This window comes from Mycobacterium sp. ELW1 (genome assembly GCF_008329905.1).
Taxonomy (GTDB): domain Bacteria; phylum Actinomycetota; class Actinomycetes; order Mycobacteriales; family Mycobacteriaceae; genus Mycobacterium.
The window spans coordinates 1,725,943-1,747,293 of the sequence record NZ_CP032155.1 but is presented as its reverse complement, the minus strand read 5'-3'; the positions used below and the strand labels follow the sequence as shown (position 1 = coordinate 1,747,293).

Sequence of the window (21,351 nt, the reverse complement as noted above, 5' to 3'; positions counted from 1 at the left end):
GACAACCAACTGACAACTGAGCCGACCAGCCCGATCCGTCGGCCGTTGGTGGCACGCTCCATCCGTACTCTGGCGCCCGTCATCGTCGTGGCGTGGGTGGCACTGACGATCCTCGTGACGTTCTTCGTCCCGTGGTTGGAGACAGTGAGCCGAGAGCACTCGGTACCAATGGCGCCCCAGGACGCCCCGGCGGTGGTCGCCATGCAGCGCATGGGCAGCGACTTCAGAGAGTTCGACTCCGACAGTTTCGCGATGCTGGTCATCGAGAGTCAGCACGAGCTCGGGCCTGACGCGCACACGTACTACGACGGACTAGTTCGTGCGCTCAAGAGTGACACCGTGCACGTTCAGCACGTACAGGATTTGTGGGGAGATCGGCTCACAGCTGCAGGCGCGCAAAGCAAAGACGGCAAGGCCGTATACGTCCAGATGAACTTGGCCGGCAACACCGGCACGACGTTGGGCCAAGACTCGATTGCGGCGGTCCGCAAGATCGTCGACCACTCCTCACCCCCGGCTGGCATCAAGGTCTATGTGACCGGACCGGCGGCACTGGTCTCTGATATGCAGCAGGCCGGCGATCATTCCATGCTGAAGATGACCCTCATCGGTGGCGTCATCATCTTCGTGGTCCTGCTTTTCGTCTACCGTTCGCTCGTCACCGTGATCGCGCTGTTGCTCACGGTCGGACTCGAAGTCCTTGTCGCCCGCGGAATCGTGGCATTTCTGGCCGACCACAACATCATCGGGCTCTCGACATTCGCCACTGCTTTGCTTGTCGGCCTTGCCATGGCGGCCGGAACCGACTACGGGATCTTCTTTTTCGGCCGATATCAGGAAACCCGGCAATCCGGCGACGATGTCGAAACCGCCTACTACACCACCTATCACAGCGTCGCACCCGTGGTCCTGGGCAGCGGATTGACCATCGCCGGGGCCATGTTGTGCCTGAGCTTCACCAGGATCCCGATCTTTCAGAGCATGGGCATCCCGTGCGCAGTCGGCCTGCTCGTCGCCGTCGCTGTGGCGGTCACGCTCGTTCCCGCGGTTCTGGCCATCGGAGGACGCTTCACCTTGTTCGACCCGCGGCACTGGCTCAAGAACCGTCGATGGCGAAGGATCGGCACGGCGGTCGTTCGCTGGCCAGCACCCATTCTCATCGCGACAATTGCTATTGCTCTGGTCGGCCTGCTCGCACTGCCTGGCTACCAAACCAGCTACAACGATCGGCTGTACATACCGAAAGACCTTCCGGCGAATCTGGGGAATGCGGCCGCCGACCGCCATTTTTCGCAGTCCCGGATGATGCCCGATATTTTGATGATCCGATCGGATCGGGACATGCGCAATCCCCAGGATTTTATCGTTCTGCACCGATTGGCTAAGGCTATTTTCCGGGTTCCGGGGATTTCACGAGTTCAGGCGGTGACCCGACCCGAGGGAACGCCACTCGAGAATACGTCGATACCGTTTCTGATCAGCATGCAGAATGCTGGTCAACAGCAAGCCGCCGGTTTCATGCGCGGGATGGTGGACACGCTGCGCAAGCAGGTCGACGTTCTAGACCGGCAGATCGCACTGATGAAGCGCCTTCAGGCGTTGCAGGAGCAACTCACCGCCGTCAGTCATGCGTCGATCGCCATGACAAAAGAAATGTTCGAACAGATCAACGACCTGCGGGATGCCTTGTCGAATTTCGACGATTTCTTTAGGCCGATCCGCAGCTACCTGTACTGGGAACCACATTGCTACGACATTCCCGTCTGTTTCTCGGTAAGAAGCGCCTTCGACGCTATGGACGGTGTCGATAAGCTGAGCGACTCGATGGGCAAGATGATGCCCGATCTGGACAGCATGGACCAGCTTACTGCGCAGATACTCGCGCAGATGCCGCCGATGATCGCGATCATGGAAACAATGCGGGGCGCATTGCTCACAATGCACGCCACGATGTCCGGTGCCTTCAGTCAGATGGACATGGCAGCCAAGAACGCAACCGCCATGGGACAGGCGTTCGACGACGCCATGAACGACGATTCGTTCTACCTACCGCCAGAAGTCTTCCAAAACAAGGATTTCCAGCGCGCGATGGACGCTTACCTTTCGCCGGACGGGAAATCGGCTCGGTTCATCATCTCCCATAGGGACGACCCGGCCTCCCCTGCCGGCATCGCAAGCATTCCGAAGATTCGCACCGCGGCCGAGGAGGCTCTGAAAACGACACCCCTGGAGGGCTCGCAGATCTTCATCGCCGGCACCGCAGCGACGTTCAAGGATTTCAGCGATGGTTCCAAATACGATCTCTGGATCGCGGCGATCGGCGCGCTCTGCCTGATTTTCATCATCATGCTCCTGATCACCCGGAGCCTGATTGCGTCTCTGGTGATCGTCGGCACCGTGGCGCTGTCTCTGGGTGCGTCCTTCGGTCTCTCAGTGCTGTTGTGGCAGTATCTTCTTGGCATCAAATTGCACTGGATGGTGCTGCCAATGTCGGTGATCGTGCTGCTGGCGGTCGGTTCGGATTACAACCTGCTCTTGGTGTCTCGCATCAAAGAGGAACTGTCCGCCGGCATCAACACCGGCATCATTCGCGCGATGGGCGGCACCGGCAAGGTCGTGACCAACGCCGGCCTGGTGTTCGCGTTCACGATGGCCGCGATGGTGTCCAGCGATCTGCAGATCATCGGCCAGGTCGGCACCACCGTGGGCATGGGGCTGTTGTTCGACACCTTGGTCGTACGGTCGTTTATGACCCCGACGATCGCCGTGCTGCTCGGCAGGTGGTTCTGGTGGCCGCTGCGGGTTCGTCCCCGACCGGCCAGCTTCATGCTCCGGTCCGAAGGAACACGTGCGTCGGCGCGGGCCTACGTGCTGCCTCGCGAGGACCGTGCGGATGACGAACCCGTAACTTCCGAAATTCCAAGAGCGACGGTCTAAGTGACTGCTGTCCGGGTCTCCAGGCGGACGTAATCCGCCAGGCTCTCACCGGCTTCAGCAGGCACAAACCCCGTCGACTCGATTTTCGCCAGATCCAGCACGCCGTAAAGCGGCCGTGGCGCAACAGGATTGGTCGTGTTTGTAAAGTACTCCGCCGTGGAGACCCCGGACACTCGCCCAGGGTCGTGGCCCGCGAGGGAGAACACGCTCCGCGCCACGTCCGCCCATGAGGTGGCGGGTCCGGATCCGGTCACGTTGTAGGTCCCGTACGGTGCGCATGTCTCGAGCACATGCCGGACGGCCCGCGCCAATTCCGAGGTGAACGTCAGCCGGCCGATCTGGTCGTCGACCACCGACGGGTCGATACCACGTTCGGCGAGAGAAAGCATGGTGCGCACAAAGTTTCGCCCATCACCGATCACCCATGAGGTGCGCAGGATGTAATGCCGGTCCAGCGTCCCGATGATCTGATCGCCGGCGGCCTTCGTCTGGCCATACACCCCGAGAGGGCAGAGAAGATCGTCCTCCCGGTAGGGACGTGTCGAGCTTCCATCGAACACGTAGTCCGTCGACACGTGCACAACCGTCAGGCGGTGTGCCGCCGCGACCCGCGCCAGGTTCGCGATGCCGGCGACGTTCGCCGCCCACGCCGCCTCTCGGCCCTCCGGAGTCTCAGCCAGATCGACCGCGGTGTAGGCCGCGGCGTTGACAATCGTCTCGTACTCGCGCCAGGAGCGCGCCGACGCGAGCTCATCGCAGGTCAGATCGAAGTCGGGCAGATCGACGTACTCGACATGCGACAGGCCGTCGTAGGCGTCACGCAGAGCGCGGCCCAACTGTCCGTTACAACCGATCACCAGGATCTTGCGTGGCTGCACGGGGACAACCTCCGACAGCGGTCCCTGAGCCCGGTCCTTGACGGACAGCTCGGCTTGATCCAGCGGGATCGGCCAGTCGATCGCGACGGTCTCGTCCGCGGGGTTCAGCGAGGTGTAGACACCATCCGGCGAGTAGTGGTCGTTGACCAGGTAGGTGTAGGCGGTGTTCGGCTCCAGGGTCTGAAATCCGTTACCGACGCCCTGTGGCACGAAGACCGCGCGCGATGGGTCAATCTCAGCGGTTACCACGGTCCCGAAGGTCGGCCCGTCGCGCAGATCGACCCACGCGCCGAAGATCCGGCCAGTAGTCACCGAGATGTACTTGTCCCACGGCTCGGCGTGGATACCGCGCGTCGTACCGGCAGACTCATTGAAAGACACATTGTTCTGAACTGGGCCGAAGTCGGGCATCCCCGCAGCGACCATCTTTTCCCGCTGCCAGTTCTCCTTGAACCAGCCTCGGTTGTCGCCGTGGACAGGCAGGTCCCAGATGACAAGACCAGGAATCGCCGTGGCAGTTGCGCGCAGCGTCTTGCCCAGCTCCGTCATTGGTTGCGCTCCCCTGTCATTGCCCGATACGGGCGTAGAACGCCTCGGTGGCGTCTTTGGCGGGCGCCCACCACTCCTCGTTGGCGCGATACCAATCGATGGTTGCACTCAAACCATTCTCGAAGTCGGAATACGTTGGCCTCCAACCAAGTTCGTCACGGAGCTTAGTTGCGTCGATGGCATACCGGAGATCGTGACCAGATCGGTCAGGCACGTGATCATAGGCGTCGGCCGGCTGACCCATAATCTCGAGGATCAGTTCGACCACGGTCTTGTTGTCCTTCTCGCCGTTGGCGCCGATCAGGTACGTCTCCCCGATCCGACCGTTCTCCAGAACCATCAGCACTGCCGATGAGTGATCGTCGGCGTGAATCCAGTCGCGCACATTCAACCCGTCGCCGTAGAGCTTGGGCCGCGTCCCGCGCAGCACGTTGGTGATCTGACGCGGAATGAACTTCTCGACGTGCTGATAAGACCCATAATTGTTGGAGCAGTTGGAGATCGTAGCTTGCACTCCATAAGAACGAATCCAGGCTCGGACCAGCATGTCGCTACCGGCCTTGGTCGACGAGTACGGCGATGACGGGTTGTACGGACTGGTCTCGGTGAACTTCCCCGGGTCATCCAACGGCAGGTCACCATACACCTCGTCGGTTGAGATGTGGTGATATCGCACGCCATACTTCCGGACCGCCTCCAGCAACGTGAATGTTCCGATCACGTTGGTGTGCATAAACGGCTGCGGATCGCTCAGTGAATTGTCGTTGTGGGTTTCGGCGGCGTAGTGCACGACTGCGTCGGCAGCCGCCACCAGCTTCTCCACGACACCAGAGTCGGCGACGTCACCATAAACAAAATCCACTCGACTCTCCGGCAATCCGGACAGCGAAGCAAGGTTGCCGGCGTAGGTCAACTTGTCCAGCACAGTGACGTGGTGGTCGGTGTGCTGTACGGCGTAATGCACGAAGTTGGAACCGATGAACCCAGCCCCCCGGTCACGAGCAGCCGCGCCACTACGAACCCCTTTCGAGCAGATCGAGCAGATATCGGCCATAGCCAGACTTCACCAGAGTATCGGCACGGTCTCGTAGCTCTTCATCGGTCAGAAAGCCCTGCCGCCAGCCGATTTCCTCGGGTACACCGATTTTCAAGCCGGTCCGCCGCTCCATAGTCCGTACGAAGTCGGCCGCATCGGTCATCTGGTCGAATGTCCCGGTGTCCAGCCACGCGGTCCCACGCGGCAACACCTGGACCCGCAAACGGCGTTGATCCAAATAAGCACGGTTGACATCGGTGATTTCGTATTCGCCACGATCGCTGGGGGCAAGCTGCCGCGCGATCTCCACGACGTCGTTGTCGTAAAAATAAAGCCCCGGAACAGCGAAATTGCTCCGAGGTTGTTTCGGCTTCTCCTCCAGCGACACCACCACGCCGCTCGGGTCAAATTCGACCACACCGTACGCCGATGGTTCGGCCACCCAGTACGCAAAGATCACACCACCGTCGACTGCTGTGAAGGTCCTGAGCTGGGTGCCCATTCCCGGCCCGTAGAGGAGATTATCGCCGAGGATGAGGGCGACCTTGTCGTTCCCGATGAAGTCCGCACCGATGGTGAAGGCCTGAGCCAGCCCATCCGGGCACGGCTGCTGGGCGAACGTGATCGAAATGCCAAACCGGGATCCGTCCCCCAGCAGGCGTTCGAAACTCTCAGCATCGTGCGGTGTGGTGATGACCAGGATGTCCCGGATCCCGGCCAGCATCAACGTAGACAACGGGTAGTACACCATCGGCTTGTCGTATACCGGGACCAACTGCTTGGAAACCCCAAGCGTTATCGGGTGAAGACGCGTACCCGATCCACCTGCAAGAATGATCCCCTTCATGGCGCCGTGCGGACCACGCGAACACCCATCCCGCGGGTCTCGTAAATGCACAGGTCGTCACACCAGAACCGGCCGTCGAACACGATCAGAACCCCCCGATCATCCCTCTCAGTAGAGAGGATATCGATTTCGGATCGGGTGCGCCTGTTGGTTGGTGTGACTTGACCGCGGAACTTCCAGCTGAACGCCTGGTCGAGAGCTACGGGCTCGAACTCGGACTCGTCCCCTGCCGGGGCCAAACCGGCCAGCCGGACCGCCGCGCGGGCCGCCTGCTGCATGGCCTCCAGACCCAACGAACCCGGCTGCACCGGATCCTGGAAGAAGTGGGCTTTGAAGAACCACGCTTCCGGGGTGACGTCATACTCGGCGACCAGCCTGCCCAGTCCGGCTTCTCCCCCGCCGGGCCAGAACTTGACCCGGTCGAGCACCTGAAGCCGGCCCTGGTCCAGCCACGGTGCGCCGTCGAGCTCGGGCGCCCGGTACAGCAGTTCGACCGGGGCCGGCTCGGAAAGCGCCTCCAGCACACCCGGTTTCATGCGCAGGCCGACTTGGGTCTTGAGCGCTTCGGGGCTGAAGAACCCGAATGCCGTCTTCATCGTCATGACGACTTCGTCGTCTTGGGTGCAGACCACGTCGAAGAACACGATCGTCGAGCCCGCACCGTCGGCGAAGCGTTCCAGCGTCGACGTCACCCGCAGCGTGCCGACCCGGGCCGGGCGATGCTGGACGACCTCGTCGCCGTCGAGGTTGCGGAACACCACGTCGTCGGGACGATTCGCGGCAAATCCGTTGTACGACGACAGCCAGCCGCACGGCTGCAGCAGGATCTCGATGAGCACCGGCATCGGCACCGCGTCGACGTGAGCGTCGGCGAAATACCACTCACCTTCTGGCACATCGTATTCCGCGACGACGGTGCCGCCCTTGGTCGGCACTCCCGGCGGACTGGACACACTGAGCACGCGGGACATGAAGTGGTAAGGCTCGTCCGGCAGACGCGGCGCCCGCCGGGTTCCGTCGAACGGCGCGTACAGGGCGCCGAACGCATCCGACGGCATCCCGCGCCCGCACGCCAGAAGCGCGCCCTGGTCGCCGCGGACATCGTTGGTGCCGGCCAAGATCTGCACCGGTCCGGGCGCACCCGGCGGCATCGGCCAGTCCGGGACCAGACGCATCCCGAAGCGCCGGGCGTGGAACACCTTGAAGCCGTCACTGCGGCAGAGCAGCGCGGCGAAGACCGTCGGCGTGGGGCCGTCGATGATCTCTTCGATGAACACCTCGTAGTCGAGCATGTGGTCGGCGTCCGGTGTCACCTGTCCACGGCAGACGAAGCGGGCCATGTCATCCGGGACGGGCTCGAATCGCCACCCGTCACGTTCGATGGAGAACCCGTAGGCCGCCATCGCGAACGACAGCGCCTGGGTGGCCGCGTCGGCCATCAGTGTGCCGGGCATGCAGGGATCGTTCTTGAAATGCCCGTCGTAGAACCACATGTCCTTGGGCACGGCGGCGGTGGCTCGCAGATACCCGCGGCCCCACGGACCGCCATTGGGATCGAATTCGGCGATCTCGTCGATCAGCCGCAGTCTGCCCTTGGGCAGCGACGGCGTGCGGGTGTGGGCGGCGGCCCGTTCGAAGCCGGGCCCGAAGCACCGGTAGGCATGCCCCTCGGTGAAAGCCTCGACGTCTTCCCGGGTGAACGAACGCTTCTGGGTGATCACCTGGGGCTCATCCCGGACCGCGCCCTCGCGCGGCGCGTCGTCGGCGGCGTCCCACAACACCCCGTCCGACTCGGCGAGCTCGGCATCGGAGAAGAAGCCGGCCTGCCCGTTGCGGACCGAGATCATCAGCCGGTCACCGATGTAGCAGTCGTAGTGGAAGAAGAACAACCGCGTATCACCGGTTTTCGCGTGACCGTCGATGTGGATCTCATAGTGCAGCGTGTCGCCGCCCTTGGGCAGTTCGCCCATGAACGTCAGATCACAGCCGAGCAGGCGGTAGACCCGTTCGCTGCGGTTGGTGAAATCCGCACCCAGCCAGGAGGCGAGCAGCAGGTCCGCCTGGCCGCTCTCGATCACCACACCCGGCGACATGCGGCCGTTGTGGGTGTACCAGGCGTCCGGGTCGACGTCGGTCTCGGTGACGATCAGACCCGTCCCCATCGTGCCGGGCTCGCCCTCGATGCTCATCACCCGGTCAGCCAGCAGCAGCGGCGGCTCCGGCATCCGCACCAGCCGCTCGTATTGGTCGTATTCGGCGAACTTAGGTCCCATAACCTCCGAGACCTTGCCGCCGGCAAGGATTTCCAGCTGAGCACGTGTCCACAGCGGCTCTGCGGCCGCCGCCGGACGCTTGCTCGGCGCAGGTGCCGGCGTGCTCGCCGCGGCCGGTGCGGGCGGTACGACCGTGACCGGTGGCGCCGGGGGTGCGGGCGGCGCCGGGGGTGCGGGCGGAGGCGGAGGCGGCGCACTCGGTGCGGGCATCACCGGCGCGCTCGCCGCAGGAGCAGGAGCGGGAGCGGGTGTCGGTGCAGGTGTGAAGACCGCGGGCGCGCTCGTCGCGACGGTGGTAATCGATCCCCGCCGTCCCGACACGAGGGCGAGAAGATCGCCGCGCGACTTCAAGAACGACGAGTGGGCTTCAGCCTGCCGCTCCAGGAACGCCGTGTGCGCGTCGCTGACCGAGGCGACCAGGTTCAGCGCCGTCGTCGTCTGATCGCTGCGCGTGGCAGCCGCCGGCGCGGCAGGCGTGACCGGCCGGGCCACCACAGTGCTTGTCTCCGTGGCGGTGTGCGCGACGAGGTCCTGGGCTACCACCAGCGGCGCGAGTTGCGCAGGCGCGGGCGGCATGACTTGAACACTTCGCACATCAGACATGGGTGTACTTCCGTTTCTGGACGCCGCCGGCGTCGAGACAGACATGGCGTTTCTGGACGCCGCCGGCGTCGAGACAGACATGGCGTTTCTGGACGCCGCCGGCGTCGAGACAGTCATGGGTGGTGCTGGAGGCGAAACAGTCTTGGGCGCTTCGGGAACCGAAACGATGTCCGGCCAGTGAGCGGCCAGCGTCAGCTTGCGGGTGCCCTCCGACGACGCCTGCCCCCGCTGTTCGCGCAGCTGCCGGATGCGCGCCTCGAACGCCTCGATGTCGACGGGCAGTCCGTACACCCACAGCTTGGACACACTCTCGGCCAGGGCACGCAACCCGCGCCGTTCCTGCGGGTCCAGCGCGACAGCCAGATGCGGCCGGTCGCCGAGGATCTTGCCCACCGCACCGGTCAGGATGCTGCGCGGACCGTGCTCGACGAAGATCCGGACGCCGTCCTCCCAGGCTTGCAGAATCGTTGCCGGGAAGTCGATCGGCTCGAGGGCCTGGCGGGTGATCGCCTCGGCGGCCGCCTCACGGGTCGGCACGTAGGCCCGGTTGACCGCATTGGTGTAGAAGCGGATGTCGGGGACCTCGTGCGTCTCACGGGTGTGAATGCTGCGCCAGGTATCGGCAAACGGCGCCATGGCCTCGCAGTGAATCACCATGTCCAGCCCCAGCGGGATCGCGGTGGCGCCGGCGAGCGCGTCGATCACCCGGCGGCACGCCGCAGGATCCCCACCGATGACGCAATCGTCGGGTGCTTGCACGATGGTCATGTAGGCGTGCGGTTCGGCGGCCAGGGCCGCGTCCACCTCGCTGCGGGGCGCCGTGATCCGCCAGCATTCCCACGGGGCCGGCTGATCTCCGAGCCCCCAGTCGGCGGCCGCGACGCGGCAATCACCGGTCAACTCGTCGCCGTACATGCCTGACGCCTCGATCTCGCCCAGCATCGGTTCCAGATCGCGCCAGACCCCGAAGGCCAACAGCGAGTTGGTCTCACCCGACGAAAGTCCGATCGCCGCAGTCGGTTTCAGGCCCAGTACGGTTCGGGAGAACTCGGCCTGCGACTGGCAGACCAGAGCGCAGCCGGTCAGCTGAGTGCGCGGATCCAGCGTGGTGATCCCGGCGCCGTGCAGCGCGCGCGCCAGATCACCGACGCCGGAGAGCCGTTCGGTGAGTGCATCACCGATCTCGGGCCACGCGAACAACAGATCGCGCCCGGCCCCCGGGTATGCCGCAGCCGCACCGGTGAACGTGAAGGCCAGTTCGCCGGCCATCGGTTCCTCGGCATAGGCGATGCCGGGGATCGCCGGCGCCTCGCCGCGTTCCAGACGCTGGACAGCCTGCTGCCGCAGCTTGTCCACCGTGGACTCGCTGTCACCCACCAGTGAACACCGCACCGTCCCGGCTCCACCCGGTTCGCCACGCTGCATCCGCCCCAGCAGGTCGGCCCGGCTCTCGCCGGCATAGCGTTGCGAAAACGGAACGACGCCAACAGCCAACGGCTTGGGCGGACCGTCCGCGGCGGACACGGTGATGCCGTCGGCGTGGCCGCCCAGCGCCTCCACCCAGACCGCCGCCGAGGTTCCACCCGGTGCCGGTTGAGCCCCGGCCTGGTCCACCCGCACCCGGGCCCGGACTGCCTCGGCGCGGGCTGCGATCTCCACGGCAGCGCTCGCTGCATGGGTGCGGCCGATCCGGCCGACCGCGAAGTTCGGGTCCGTTTCGATCGGTTCATCGTAGGTGTCGATGACGGCGATGATCTCGTCACCGGCCGCTTCGGCATCCGCCCGCCGCTTGAGCACGAAGGCCACCGCGGCGTCGCCGTGTCCCACGCTGGTGTCGGCGTCGAGCGCATCGGCCGCCCGCGAATGTGCCGGCTCACAACACATGTCGACCGCGCCGGCGACGACAGTGTCGAGTTCGCGATGACGCAGCGCGCGAATGCCGATCTGCAGCGCGGTGATCGCGGACAGTTCCTCGGTGGACACGGTGAATCCGAATCCACGGAAGTCGCGCTGCGCGTGGATGCGATTGGCGGGAATGTTCGGCATGGTTCCCACCACGCCGTCGGCGGTCAGTTTGGGGGCCGCCTGTGCGTTGGCCTCCAGCCACCGCTCATTGTCAGTGTTGAGCACCCGCAACCGTTGCCGCGCGATGGTGGCATCGCAGCCCATACCGACGAACACCCCGGTTCGCTCCGGATCGGTGACGACACCGTTGAGTGCCTGCCCGGCGGCCGCCAACATCACGGTCTGCTGACTGAGACTGCCCGCGAGTTCATTCGGCGGGAAACCGAGCCCGGCAAGCTCGAGTGCCACGCTGTCGAGCGGGGTGGGTTGCGCCTCCGGACCGAACACCCGGCGACGGAATGCCTCGGCGTCGCCTGCGTCGCCCGTGACCACACCGATTCCGCAGATCACGATCTCGTCGGTCGGGGGCTGCTGCCGGGTCACCGAAGGTTGTGGCCCCCGGTAGTTCTCGACGATCAGGTGGGCGTTGTTGCCGCCGAACCCGAAGTTGCTGACCGCCGCGCGTTTGACCGGGCCGTCCCATGCCGTGGGGGTGGTCACCAAGGTGAACGGCGTATCGCCGAGCTTGTCGGTCGGCTTCTCACACAAGGTCGGCGGAATGGTCGACGCCTGCATGGCGGAGAGCACATTTACCAAGCTCGCCGCGCCGGACACCGTGATGGTGTGGCCCAGGTTGCCTTTCAGCGCACCCAATTTCAGCGGAATGTCACCATAGGCGGCCGCGATGCTCTGCAACTCGGTGGCGTCCCCCAGTGGGGTGCCGGTGGCGTGACAGTCCACGTAGTCGATGTCGGCGGGGGGGGGTGTCAGTGCCGGTGATCACGTCGATGTCGGCGGGGTCAGCCCGGCTTGCTCCAGCGCGGACAGCATGGCCCGGGTCTGGCCACCCACCGCCGGTGCCAGGAAGCCGCTCTGGCGTCCGTCGTTCGACAGCCCGACGCCCAGGATCACCCCGAGGATGTTGTCCCCGGCGCGCTCCGCGTCGGAGAGCCGCTTGAGCGCCACCAGGGCGGCACCTTGAGACGGCACCAGTCCGTCGGCTTCCGCGTGGAACGGGCGAGACTGCCCTGACGGGCTGAGCGCTTGTAGCGACGTGAAGCCCAGATGCAGGAACAGGTCGTCCGATCCGTTGACACCGCCGGCGAGCATCACGTCGGCGTCGCCGTCATGCAGTGCGTCGCAGGCGAGCTTGATGGCGTAGAGCGACGACGCGCAGGCCGCGTCCAGCGCGAAGACCGGGCCGTTCATCTCCATCGTGCCGGCGACCAGGTGCACGGGCAGCCCCGACGAGAACCGGTTGCGCGGATCGTCGTTGCCCTTTCCCGTCCAGAAGGCCTCGACGAACGCGGTGCCCATGGTGCTGGGGTAGGACAGATTGCCGACGATCAGGCCGGTGCGTGGTGCCGCGAGCGGACCGCCGAGTGCCTGCTGAGCGCACTGAGCGAGCCACGGAACGATCGGGTCCAGCTGGTCGAAATCAGGTATCCGCGCGGCGAATTGGCTCAGATCGAACGAGGTGTCGACGTAGCCTCCCGTCGCCGATGCGACGCGCAGGCCCGGTTTGTCGCTGGCGCGCAGCTTTCCCGGGTCCACCCCCCGCCACCGATCGCGCGGGGTGGGGGTCAGCAGACAGCGTCCGCTCAGCGATGCGTCGAACAACTCCTCGGGAGTCGATGCGCCGGGCAGCACACAACTGCGTCCGACGATCGCGACGGGTTCGAAACTGCTCACGCCGGAGTGTCCGCGGCGCCGCCCGCGGCGTAGAACTCGACACCTTCGAGCGTTGCGATGAGCGCGCCGTCGGAGGTTTCGTACGCGATATCGAAGTCGACCCGCTTGTCGTTGACCGGGTGTGCGGCCAATCGGCAGCGTCCGATACTGCCGTCGCCGAACGCCCGGTGCAGAACCACACGCGCGATACGGATCGGCAGCACCAGCGGGCGCCCCTGAGACGCGGCCCAGACAATGCCCAGCTGCAGCCCGCCGTCGACGCCGGCGGCGTCGATTGCCCAGCCGTTCTGCGGCCAACCGAGAGCGTCCAGGCTCTTGAGGTCCGCACTTCCGCCGGCAGCACCGAACGTGTCGAGGCGCTCGATCACCGCGAACTGCGGCCCGTGGAACAGGGGCCCGGCATACGCCTCGTCAACGCTGACCGGCCAGGCCGATCCCGACACCGGTGGAACCGACAGCTGCGGCGCCGCGATGGCTGCGGTGTCGACGGTGGCGCGGTAACGGGCCCGGCCCTGCGCGTCACTGATCGACACCGCGTATTCCGAGCCGACGGGTCCGAAATCGATTCTGAGTGTTTGCTTTTCGCCTTCGGCGAAGGTCACACCGGAGAGCACCTGGAAATCACGGACCACCGGGCAGGTGTCGGCGACCAGGCCGCGAGCGGCGCGCAGAATCGCGTCGAGCGCGATCACCACCGGCACCACGACCCGGCCACGGACCTGGTGATCGGTCAGCACCGGCAGGTCTTCGGCCGACACCTCCCACTCCAAGTGCGCTGCCCGCAGTCGGGGCTCGGCGGGGGCGGCAACCACGACCGCGGTGGCCGACGACCGGCACAGTGCGTGGTCGGCGAAGAACTGCGCTCCTTCGTCGATGGGGATGACACCCACACCGCCGGCGAGGAATCGGCTCTTCAGTGTCGCGTCGACCATTCCGCCGTCCCACGGTCCCCAGCCGAACGCGCGGACGACACATTCGCCGTTGCGCCGTGCCGACTCGCGGGCTGCGATGGCCTCCAGTGCCGCGTTGGCCGATGCGTAGGCCGACTGTCCGGGATTGCCTGCTCGCGCCGCAATCGAGGAGAACAACGAGATGAAGCGCAGCTCGTCGGACGACGTTGCATCGAGGAGTGCTTCCGCGCCAACCAGTTTCGTGCTGAACACCTTGAGGAATCCGTCGTCGTCGAGGTCTTCCAGGCGCTTGTCGGCGAGCACACCGGCACCGTGGACGACACCGACGATCGGCCCGAAATTCGCGCGGACCTCGTTCAGCACAGCGTCCAGCGCGGCACGGTCGGTGATGCTGCCCGCGAAGTAACGCGCAGGCGTGCCCTGCCGCTCTGCGGTGGACAGGGTCGCGCGGACTTCCCGCTCAGCCAGCAGGCTTTCGGCCTGGGCGCGCGCCTGCGGCAGACTCAGCTGTTCACCGCGGGCCCTCGCCGATGCCGCGAGCGCGGTGGCGATCTCGGCGGCGGTGGTGCCGGCCGGCTCGTCGCCACTGACATCACGCAGGGGCGTGCGCCCCAGAAGCGCGAGGCGCAAACCGTGTCGTTTGGCCAGTGCCAGCGCCGACTCTGCCGTCACACCACGCGCACCACCGGTGACCAGGACAACGCCGCCCTGGGTGACGCTGATCGTCTCACCCTCGCCGACCGACGATTCGATGTCGTCGACGGCGACCAGCCGGGTGCCGTCCGCGCGCAGCGCGACCTCAATACCGCTACCACCTTCAAGTAGTTCGGCAGCCAGTCGCTCGGCGTCCAGGCTCTCCATGTCGATGGCCCGCACGGATGCGTTCGGCCATTCCCAGCCGGCAGTCTTCACCAGGCTCGCGACTCCGACCGGAACGTCAGCAGCGACGAAGCGAGCGCCCGTCGACTGTACGGCGACGAAAAGCCTTGTCGCAGCGCTGCTCCTGGCGACGCTGCGTGCGGCGTGGAATGCGCGCAGGTGCATCGCGACACAGTCGTCGGGTGTGCGAGCGGCAGACAGGGCCGCCAAGCTGATGACGGCACCCGCCTCGGCGGGTACCTCGTCGACAGTCCTGGCGTTGATGCCGCGAGCGGTCAGTGCGGTGTGCAGGGCATCGGCGAAGGCAGGGTCCTCGCGGGTGATGAGGACGACGCCGTCGCGCAGGCCGGCCATCGCGAGACCGGTGGGCGGCGCGGCGCGCAGCTCGGCCTCGGTGCAGGACAGCCCGACCGGAGCGGACGACGACGCAGCAGCCTGCGGTGCCGAGGTGGGCTGTTCGGTGCGGCCACCTGAAGCGAATCCGGAGACGGTGTCGACGACATCCTGCAGGGTGCGCAGGTTGGCCAGCTCCGAGGCCGGGATCTCCGGGGCACCCGGGAACTTGGCCTGCAACGCGGCGAGGATCTCGACCTGCTTGATCGAATCGATCCCCAGCTCGGCCTCCATCTCCATGCCCAACCCGAGCATGTCCACCGGATAACCCGTCTTCTCCGAAACAATCGACAGCACAACATCACCCGCAGATACAGCGGGCACGGTCGCCACCGCGACGGCCGGTGCAGCTGCCGGGGCGGGCGCCGCGAATCCGGAGACGGTGTCGACGACGTCTTGCAGGGTGCGCAGGTTGGCCAGCTCCGAGGCCAGGATCTCCGGGGCACCCGGGAACTTGGCCTGCAACGCGGCAAGGATCTCGACCTGCTTGATCGAATCGATCCCCAGCTCGGCCTCCATCTCCATGCCCAACCCGAGCATGTCCACCGGATAACCCGTCTTCTCCGAAACAATCGACAGCACAACATCACCCGCCGCCGGACCCGCAGACACAGCCACAGCCGGAGCAGCCACCGCAACCGGAGCAGCCACCGGCGCCGCGAACCCGGCCACCGTGTCCACCACATCCTGCAGGGTGCGCAACCCGGACAACTCCGAGGCCGGGATCTCCGGGGCACCCGGGAACTTGGCCTGCAACGCCGCCAAAATCTCGACCTGCTTGATCGAATCGATCCCCAGCTCGGCCTCCATCTCCATGCCCAACCCGAGCATGTCCACCGGATAACCCGTCTTCTCCGAAACAATCGACAGCACAACATCACCCGCCGCCGGACCCGCAGACACAGCCACAGCCGGAGCAGCCACCGCAACCGGAGCAGCCACCGGCGCCGCGAACCCGGCCACCGTGTCCACCACATCCTGCAGGGTGCGCAACCCGGACAACTCCGAGGCCGGGATCTCCGGGGCACCCGGGAACTTGGCCTGCAACGCCGCCAAAATCTCGACCTGCTTGATCGAATCGATCCCCAGCTCGGCCTCCATCTCCATGCCCAACCCGAGCATGTCCACCGGATAACCCGTCTTCTCCGAAACAATCGACAGCACAACATCACCCGCCGCCGGACCCGCAGACACAGCCACAGCCGGAGCAGCCACCGGCGCGACCGGGGCAGCGGGGGCGACCGGCGGTGCGATCACCGGCGCGGGCGCAACCGCAACCGGCGCGGGCGCAACCGCAACCGGCGCGGGCGCAACCGCAACCGGCGCGGGCGCAACCGCGACGGGAGCGGGCGCAGGGGCCAAAACCTGTGGCGCTGCAACGCTCGCCGCCACCATCGGAGTCTGCGCAGTGGTCCTCGGATCGCCCACGACGTGGGCCATCATCTGAGTGGACATGTCCAGGAACGCCTGATGACTGCGCGTGACGACATCCATGTAGCGCTGGTGCTGTTCGGCCGTTTCCTTCTGGATGCTGTCGATGACGCTCCACACATCACCCGACAGTGGCGCTTCGATGACCTCAGCCTGTACCTCCACCTGCTGCACCACCGGCACCTGCTGGTGAATCACGGGTGCTTGTGCCTGGACCAGCGGTTCGGGGACCGCAGCCGCGGGCGACTCCATTCGCTGCACGGCCGGCGCGGGCGGCTGAACCGTAGGCGCGGGCGCCGTGACGGCAGTCGGCGCGGGGCTGGGCGCGCTCACCCGAGTCCGCTTCGGGGTGATCGACACCTTGCCGTCGGCAGGCGGATACGGCTTGCCGAGGTTGGCCCCGCCCACCTTGACCGAATGCTTCGGGGCCGGAACGTAGCGCAGTGGTTCCTCGTAGTGATCGAAGAGGGCGCCGAGATCCAGGGCCACGCCGTCGGCGGCCAACGCCGCGAGCCCGCGGTGCCAACCGCGCAGCCCGTCGGCCTTCTGGTCGTCCAGGGAGATCGCCGCATGCGGAGTCGATCCCAGGATCTTCCCGACCAGTCCGGTCAGCACCCGTCCCGGGCCGACCTCGACAAATCGCGTGACCCCGTCGCGCGCCATCGCCTCGATCATTTCGCGGAAGCGCACCAGCTGCTGCACTTGATCACCGAGCTGGGTGGCGACCTCCTCGCCGTACGGCTGCGCGGTGGCGTTGGCGTACACCGGGAAGTTCGGCTGGCCGATCTTCAGCGTCTTCAGGTATGCGGTCAGGGGTGCGCAGCTCGAGGCAACGATCGGTGAGTGGAACGCCGAGGCGACCGGCAGGCGAACCGCCGTCCAGCCCTTGGCTTTCGCCGCATTCTCGGCCCATGCGATATCGGTCTCGTGACCGGCCAGCACCACCTGAGTCGGCGCGTTGTCGTTGGCGACGACCAGCGATCCGTTGTCCGGCTGCGATGCCACCAGTGCACGGACGTCGTCGGCGGTCGCCGACACCGCCAGCATCGCTCCGTCCTTGCCCTGGCCCGCCTCGTTCATCAACGTGCCGCGGGTGCGCGCCGTCTCGACGAGGCTCTCCATCGGCAGGACGCCGGCGGCCGCCAGCGCGGTGACCTCACCGAAGCTGTGCCCGGCGGCGGCATCGGCGCTCACACCGAGGAGGTCGAGCAGCGCCAGTTGTGCGAGACTGGTTGCGGCGATGGCGGGTTGCGCGTTCGCCATCGCGGTGAGTTCCTTCTTCTGCGCGTCGGCCGCGGCGGCGTCGAACACCGGCTCCGGGAACACGACACCGGGAAGGTCGGCAAGATCGCCCTCGAGTCCGTCCCAGATCGCGAGCGCTTCGGGGAAGCTGAGGGCGAGGTCTCCACCCATCCCGACGTACTGGCTGCCCTGCCCCGGGAACAGGAAAGCCGTCTTACCTTCACGGGCCGGTCCGAGGCCCACGGCGATGTTGGCGTCTTTGAGCGACGAGACGGTGCCACCGGCCAGCGCGGCGCTGAGCCGGTCAGCCGCCGCGGCAAGCGATTCGACGTCCGTGGCAACCAGCCCTGCACGTGCGTGCTGCGACGCGTCGAAGACCTCAGCGGCATCGAACGCGATGCGGGCCAGGCTTTCGCCGGAGCGCGCCGCCGCGGCGATACCGGAAGCCCGCTTCTGCAGCTCGGCCTCCGACGGTGCGCTGAGCACCACCAGCTCACTCGGCAGGGTCCGCAGCCGCTTGGCGCGGTGCTCACCCTGATACTCCTCCAGCGTCACGTGGAAGTTGCTGCCGCCGAATCCGAAGGAGCTGACCGCCGCGCGCCGGGGCTGATCACCCTTGCGTACCCAGGGACGCGTCTGGGAGTTGACGTAGAACGGCGAATCCTCGATTCCCATCGCGGGGTTGGGGCGATCCACCTTCAACGTGCCGGGAAGTGTCGAATGCCGCAGCGCCAGAACGGCTTTGATGAGCCCGGCGGCGCCTGCCGCAGCCTTCGTGTGGCCGATCTGGGACTTCACCGATCCGATCGCGATACGCGCCGAATTATCGGTGAACACCGACTTCAGTCCGGCGAACTCGGCAACGTCACCGGCCTTGGTGGCGGTGCCGTGCGCTTCGACGAGTTCGACCGTCGAGGGGTCGTAGCCGGCGCGCTCGTAGGCACGGCGCAGCGCTTTGGCCTGTCCTTCGGACCGCGGCGCGTAGACGCTGGACGCGCGCCCGTCGGACGACGAGCCCAGGCCGCGGATCACCGCATGGATCTGGTCGCCGTCACGCTCGGCGTCGGCAAGGCGCTTGAGGGCCACCATGCCCACGCCCTCGCCGATGATGGTGCCGTCAGCACCTGCCGAGAACGGCCGACAGTCGCCGGTCGCCGAGAAAGCCGGCGTCTTCGAGAAGCACGTGAACATCATCACGTCGTTGAGTGCGTCGACGCCGCCCGTCAGCACCACGTCCGACTCGTGCAGATACAGCCGGTGCAACGCCGACTGCAGCGCGGAAAGCGAACTCGCGCAGGCAGCGTCGGTGACGAAGTTGGCGCCCCCGAGGTTGAGGCGGTTGGCGACGCGACCGGCGATCACATTGCCGAGCAGACCCGGGAAGGTGCTCTCCTGCCACGGCACATAGTGGTCGGCGATGTCCTGACAGATCTCGTCGGCTTCGCTCTCGGACAAACCGTTTTCCAGCAAGGCTTTACGCCAGATCGGTCGCTGCATCCGCGAGCCCATCTGAACCACGAGTTCAGTCGTCGAGGCGACCCCGAGTACCACGTCCACCCGATCCAGGTCGACGTCGGCACCGCTGCGCTGCACCTCGTCGAGCAGCTGCCGTGCCGCCACCAGGGCGAGGATCTGTCCGGTGTCCGTCGACGGTAATGCGTTGGGCGGCAACCCGAACTTCACCGGGTCGAAGTCCACGGGGTCGATGAAGCCACCCCGCTTGCAGTAGGTCCGGTCCGGCGTCTTCGGGTCGGCGTCGAAGTAGTCCTCGATCAGCCAGTGCGACGGAGGAACATCGCCGATCGCGTCGCGGCCCGTGGTGATGGTGCGCCAGAAGCCGTCGAGCCCAGACTCACCCGGGTAGATCGCCGACATGGCGACCACCGCGATAGGAGTTGCAGTGGGCTGGTGCGTGTTGTCAGTCAAGGTAACCCTTATCCGAGAGGACGTGGACGGAAATCAAAGGAGGCAGCGGGCATTGCGACGCCCGCTGCACGTAACTGGCCGGCACGGGTCACAGTCGCAGCTCCCTCGAGCAGGTTGAGCGCGATCTGGCGAACAGTCCGCGCTTCCACTGGTTCGAGGAAACTCCCCCGAACCCATTGGTTGAAGGCCCCCATCGCGGGCCCACACCAGATCTGGTAATCGCCGCGGCGGGCGGTGTTGCCATCGCGCGCCCACTGCGAACCCGTAAAGAGGTACCACCGAAACACCAGCGCCATCCGATGTTTCGGATCCACCGCCGCACGTTCGACCTGCCGCGGGTCACTGTTGGCGAAGAACGCCTCGGTGTCGGCCCAGATGTCGGCGACGCTGCGCCCGAGGACCGTCTTTTCCAGATTCGCGAGTTCCTCGGCCGGGGCCTCCTCGAGGGAGGAGTAGCGACGGTAGAAGTCGGCCAGCCGGTGGCCGCGCTGGGCGAACATGGTGCCGCGCTTGAGGACCTGGACCGTCACGCCCATCTCGAACATGTCCGCGGCCGGTGCCATCGCCACATCGGTCGATTCGGCCATCGCCAGCAGCGCTCGTGCGTCCGGCGAGAGACCACTTTCCACCGCGGACTGGTTGACCGAACCGGTCAGAACGTACGCGGCTCCGGCGGCGAAGGCGGCGGCGACCGCGGCAGGCGTTCCCAATCCGCCCGCGGCACCGACGCGCGGCAGGACCGGATAGTGATAGGTGGCCGCGATCTCGTCGCGCAGGCTGATCAGCCGCGGGAGAAGGACCGTCAGCGCGCGGTTGTCGGTGTGGCCACCCGAATCCGCTTCGGCGGTGATGTCTTCCGCGATCGGGATGCCAGCGGCCAGCGCGGCCTCTTCCGCGGTGAGCCGGCCCTCGGCGACCAGTGCGTTCAACATCGATTCCGGGGCGGGCGAGAGGAACTGCCGGGCGACCTCGTCGCGGGACACCTTGGCGAAGATGTGCCCGGACCGCACGATCTGTCCGTGTGCGTCGCGGTGCAGACCCTTCGCCGCATAGAGCACGACAGCGGGCGTCAGACGCATGAACGCCGACGCCGACACGTAACGGACACCGAGTCGATGGAACAGATCCACTGTGGCAAGTTCGACGCCGTCGCTCTGGACGTTGTGGATCAGGTTCGCGCCCCACCCGCTGGCGTTCGGACCCAGCGCGGCCTGAATCTCACGCAGGCCCGCTTCCACGGTGGCCAAGTCCAGCCCGGCGCTTCCGTAGAACGCCATCACCCCGGCGCGCACACCCTCGACGGTCATCTGGGGTGTCGCGATACCGCGGGCCATCTCGCCGACGACATAGGGAAACCGCACACCGTGCGTCGCGGTGAAACTACGGTCGCCGAGCCATTCGGGATAGATCGGCGGCAAGACCGCGAGGATGTCGTGGCGCATGAGCTCCGGCGTCAGCACTCCGGCACCGTCGAGAACCACGGTGCGGGGCCCGTGCGCCGACGCCACGACTGCGACCGGCCTGCGGATTGCGGCGAGCGCCTCGGCGACATCCGACCCATCGAGCAACGCCGGAGAGGCGCCATTGGTCGGATGAGAGTTAGCCAACGTCGCCTGCATGAGGTGCGACTCTAGCTTTACGCGCGCGACAAATCTTGGTTTTAGAACACGTTCATACGACCGGCGGCCTA

7 protein-coding genes and 1 pseudogene are annotated in these 21,351 nt (G+C 66.1%); 1 reads left to right on the top strand and 7 read right to left on the bottom strand.

Going from position 1 to position 21,351, the window contains the following annotated elements:
• The first annotated feature begins 9 nt into the window (after positions 1-9).
• Positions 10-2,937: an MMPL/RND family transporter gene (locus tag D3H54_RS08175; RefSeq protein WP_149383412.1), complete on the top strand. Its 2,928-nt coding sequence runs from the start codon at positions 10-12 to the stop codon at positions 2,935-2,937.
• On the opposite strand, the gene D3H54_RS08170 is transcribed toward D3H54_RS08175, so the two are convergent.
• The 7 genes and pseudogenes from D3H54_RS08170 to D3H54_RS08140 form a co-directional block, all read right to left on the bottom strand.
• Complete coding sequence (locus tag D3H54_RS08170; protein ID WP_149378622.1) at positions 2,934-4,364, bottom strand: sugar nucleotide-binding protein; 1,431 nt, start codon at positions 4,362-4,364, stop codon at positions 2,934-2,936. The genes D3H54_RS08175 and D3H54_RS08170 overlap by 4 nt on opposite strands.
• A gap of 16 nt (positions 4,365-4,380) precedes the next feature.
• Positions 4,381-5,378: pseudogene (gene rfbB, locus D3H54_RS08165) on the bottom strand (dTDP-glucose 4,6-dehydratase).
• Complete coding sequence (rfbA, locus tag D3H54_RS08160; protein WP_149378621.1) at positions 5,378-6,247, bottom strand: glucose-1-phosphate thymidylyltransferase RfbA; 870 nt, start codon at positions 6,245-6,247, stop codon at positions 5,378-5,380. The pseudogene rfbB and the gene rfbA overlap by 1 nt, the downstream one beginning before the upstream one ends.
• Positions 6,244-11,937, bottom strand: coding sequence for a beta-ketoacyl synthase N-terminal-like domain-containing protein (locus D3H54_RS08155; RefSeq protein WP_286199265.1), 5,694 nt, complete (start codon positions 11,935-11,937; stop codon positions 6,244-6,246). The genes rfbA and D3H54_RS08155 overlap by 4 nt, the downstream gene beginning before the upstream one ends.
• Before the next feature lie 30 nt (positions 11,938-11,967).
• Positions 11,968-12,879 carry a beta-ketoacyl [acyl carrier protein] synthase domain-containing protein gene (locus D3H54_RS08150; RefSeq protein WP_168214809.1) on the bottom strand — a complete coding sequence of 304 codons (912 nt, stop codon included), beginning with the start codon at positions 12,877-12,879 and terminating at the stop codon, positions 11,968-11,970.
• Complete coding sequence (locus D3H54_RS08145) at positions 12,876-19,661, bottom strand: type I polyketide synthase (RefSeq protein WP_149378618.1); 6,786 nt, start codon at positions 19,659-19,661, stop codon at positions 12,876-12,878. The genes D3H54_RS08150 and D3H54_RS08145 overlap by 4 nt, the downstream gene beginning before the upstream one ends.
• An 8-nt stretch (positions 19,662-19,669) precedes the next feature.
• Positions 19,670-21,280: a PfaD family polyunsaturated fatty acid/polyketide biosynthesis protein gene (locus D3H54_RS08140; RefSeq protein WP_149378617.1), complete on the bottom strand. Its 1,611-nt coding sequence runs from the start codon at positions 21,278-21,280 to the stop codon at positions 19,670-19,672.
• Positions 21,281-21,351 lie beyond the last annotated feature (71 nt).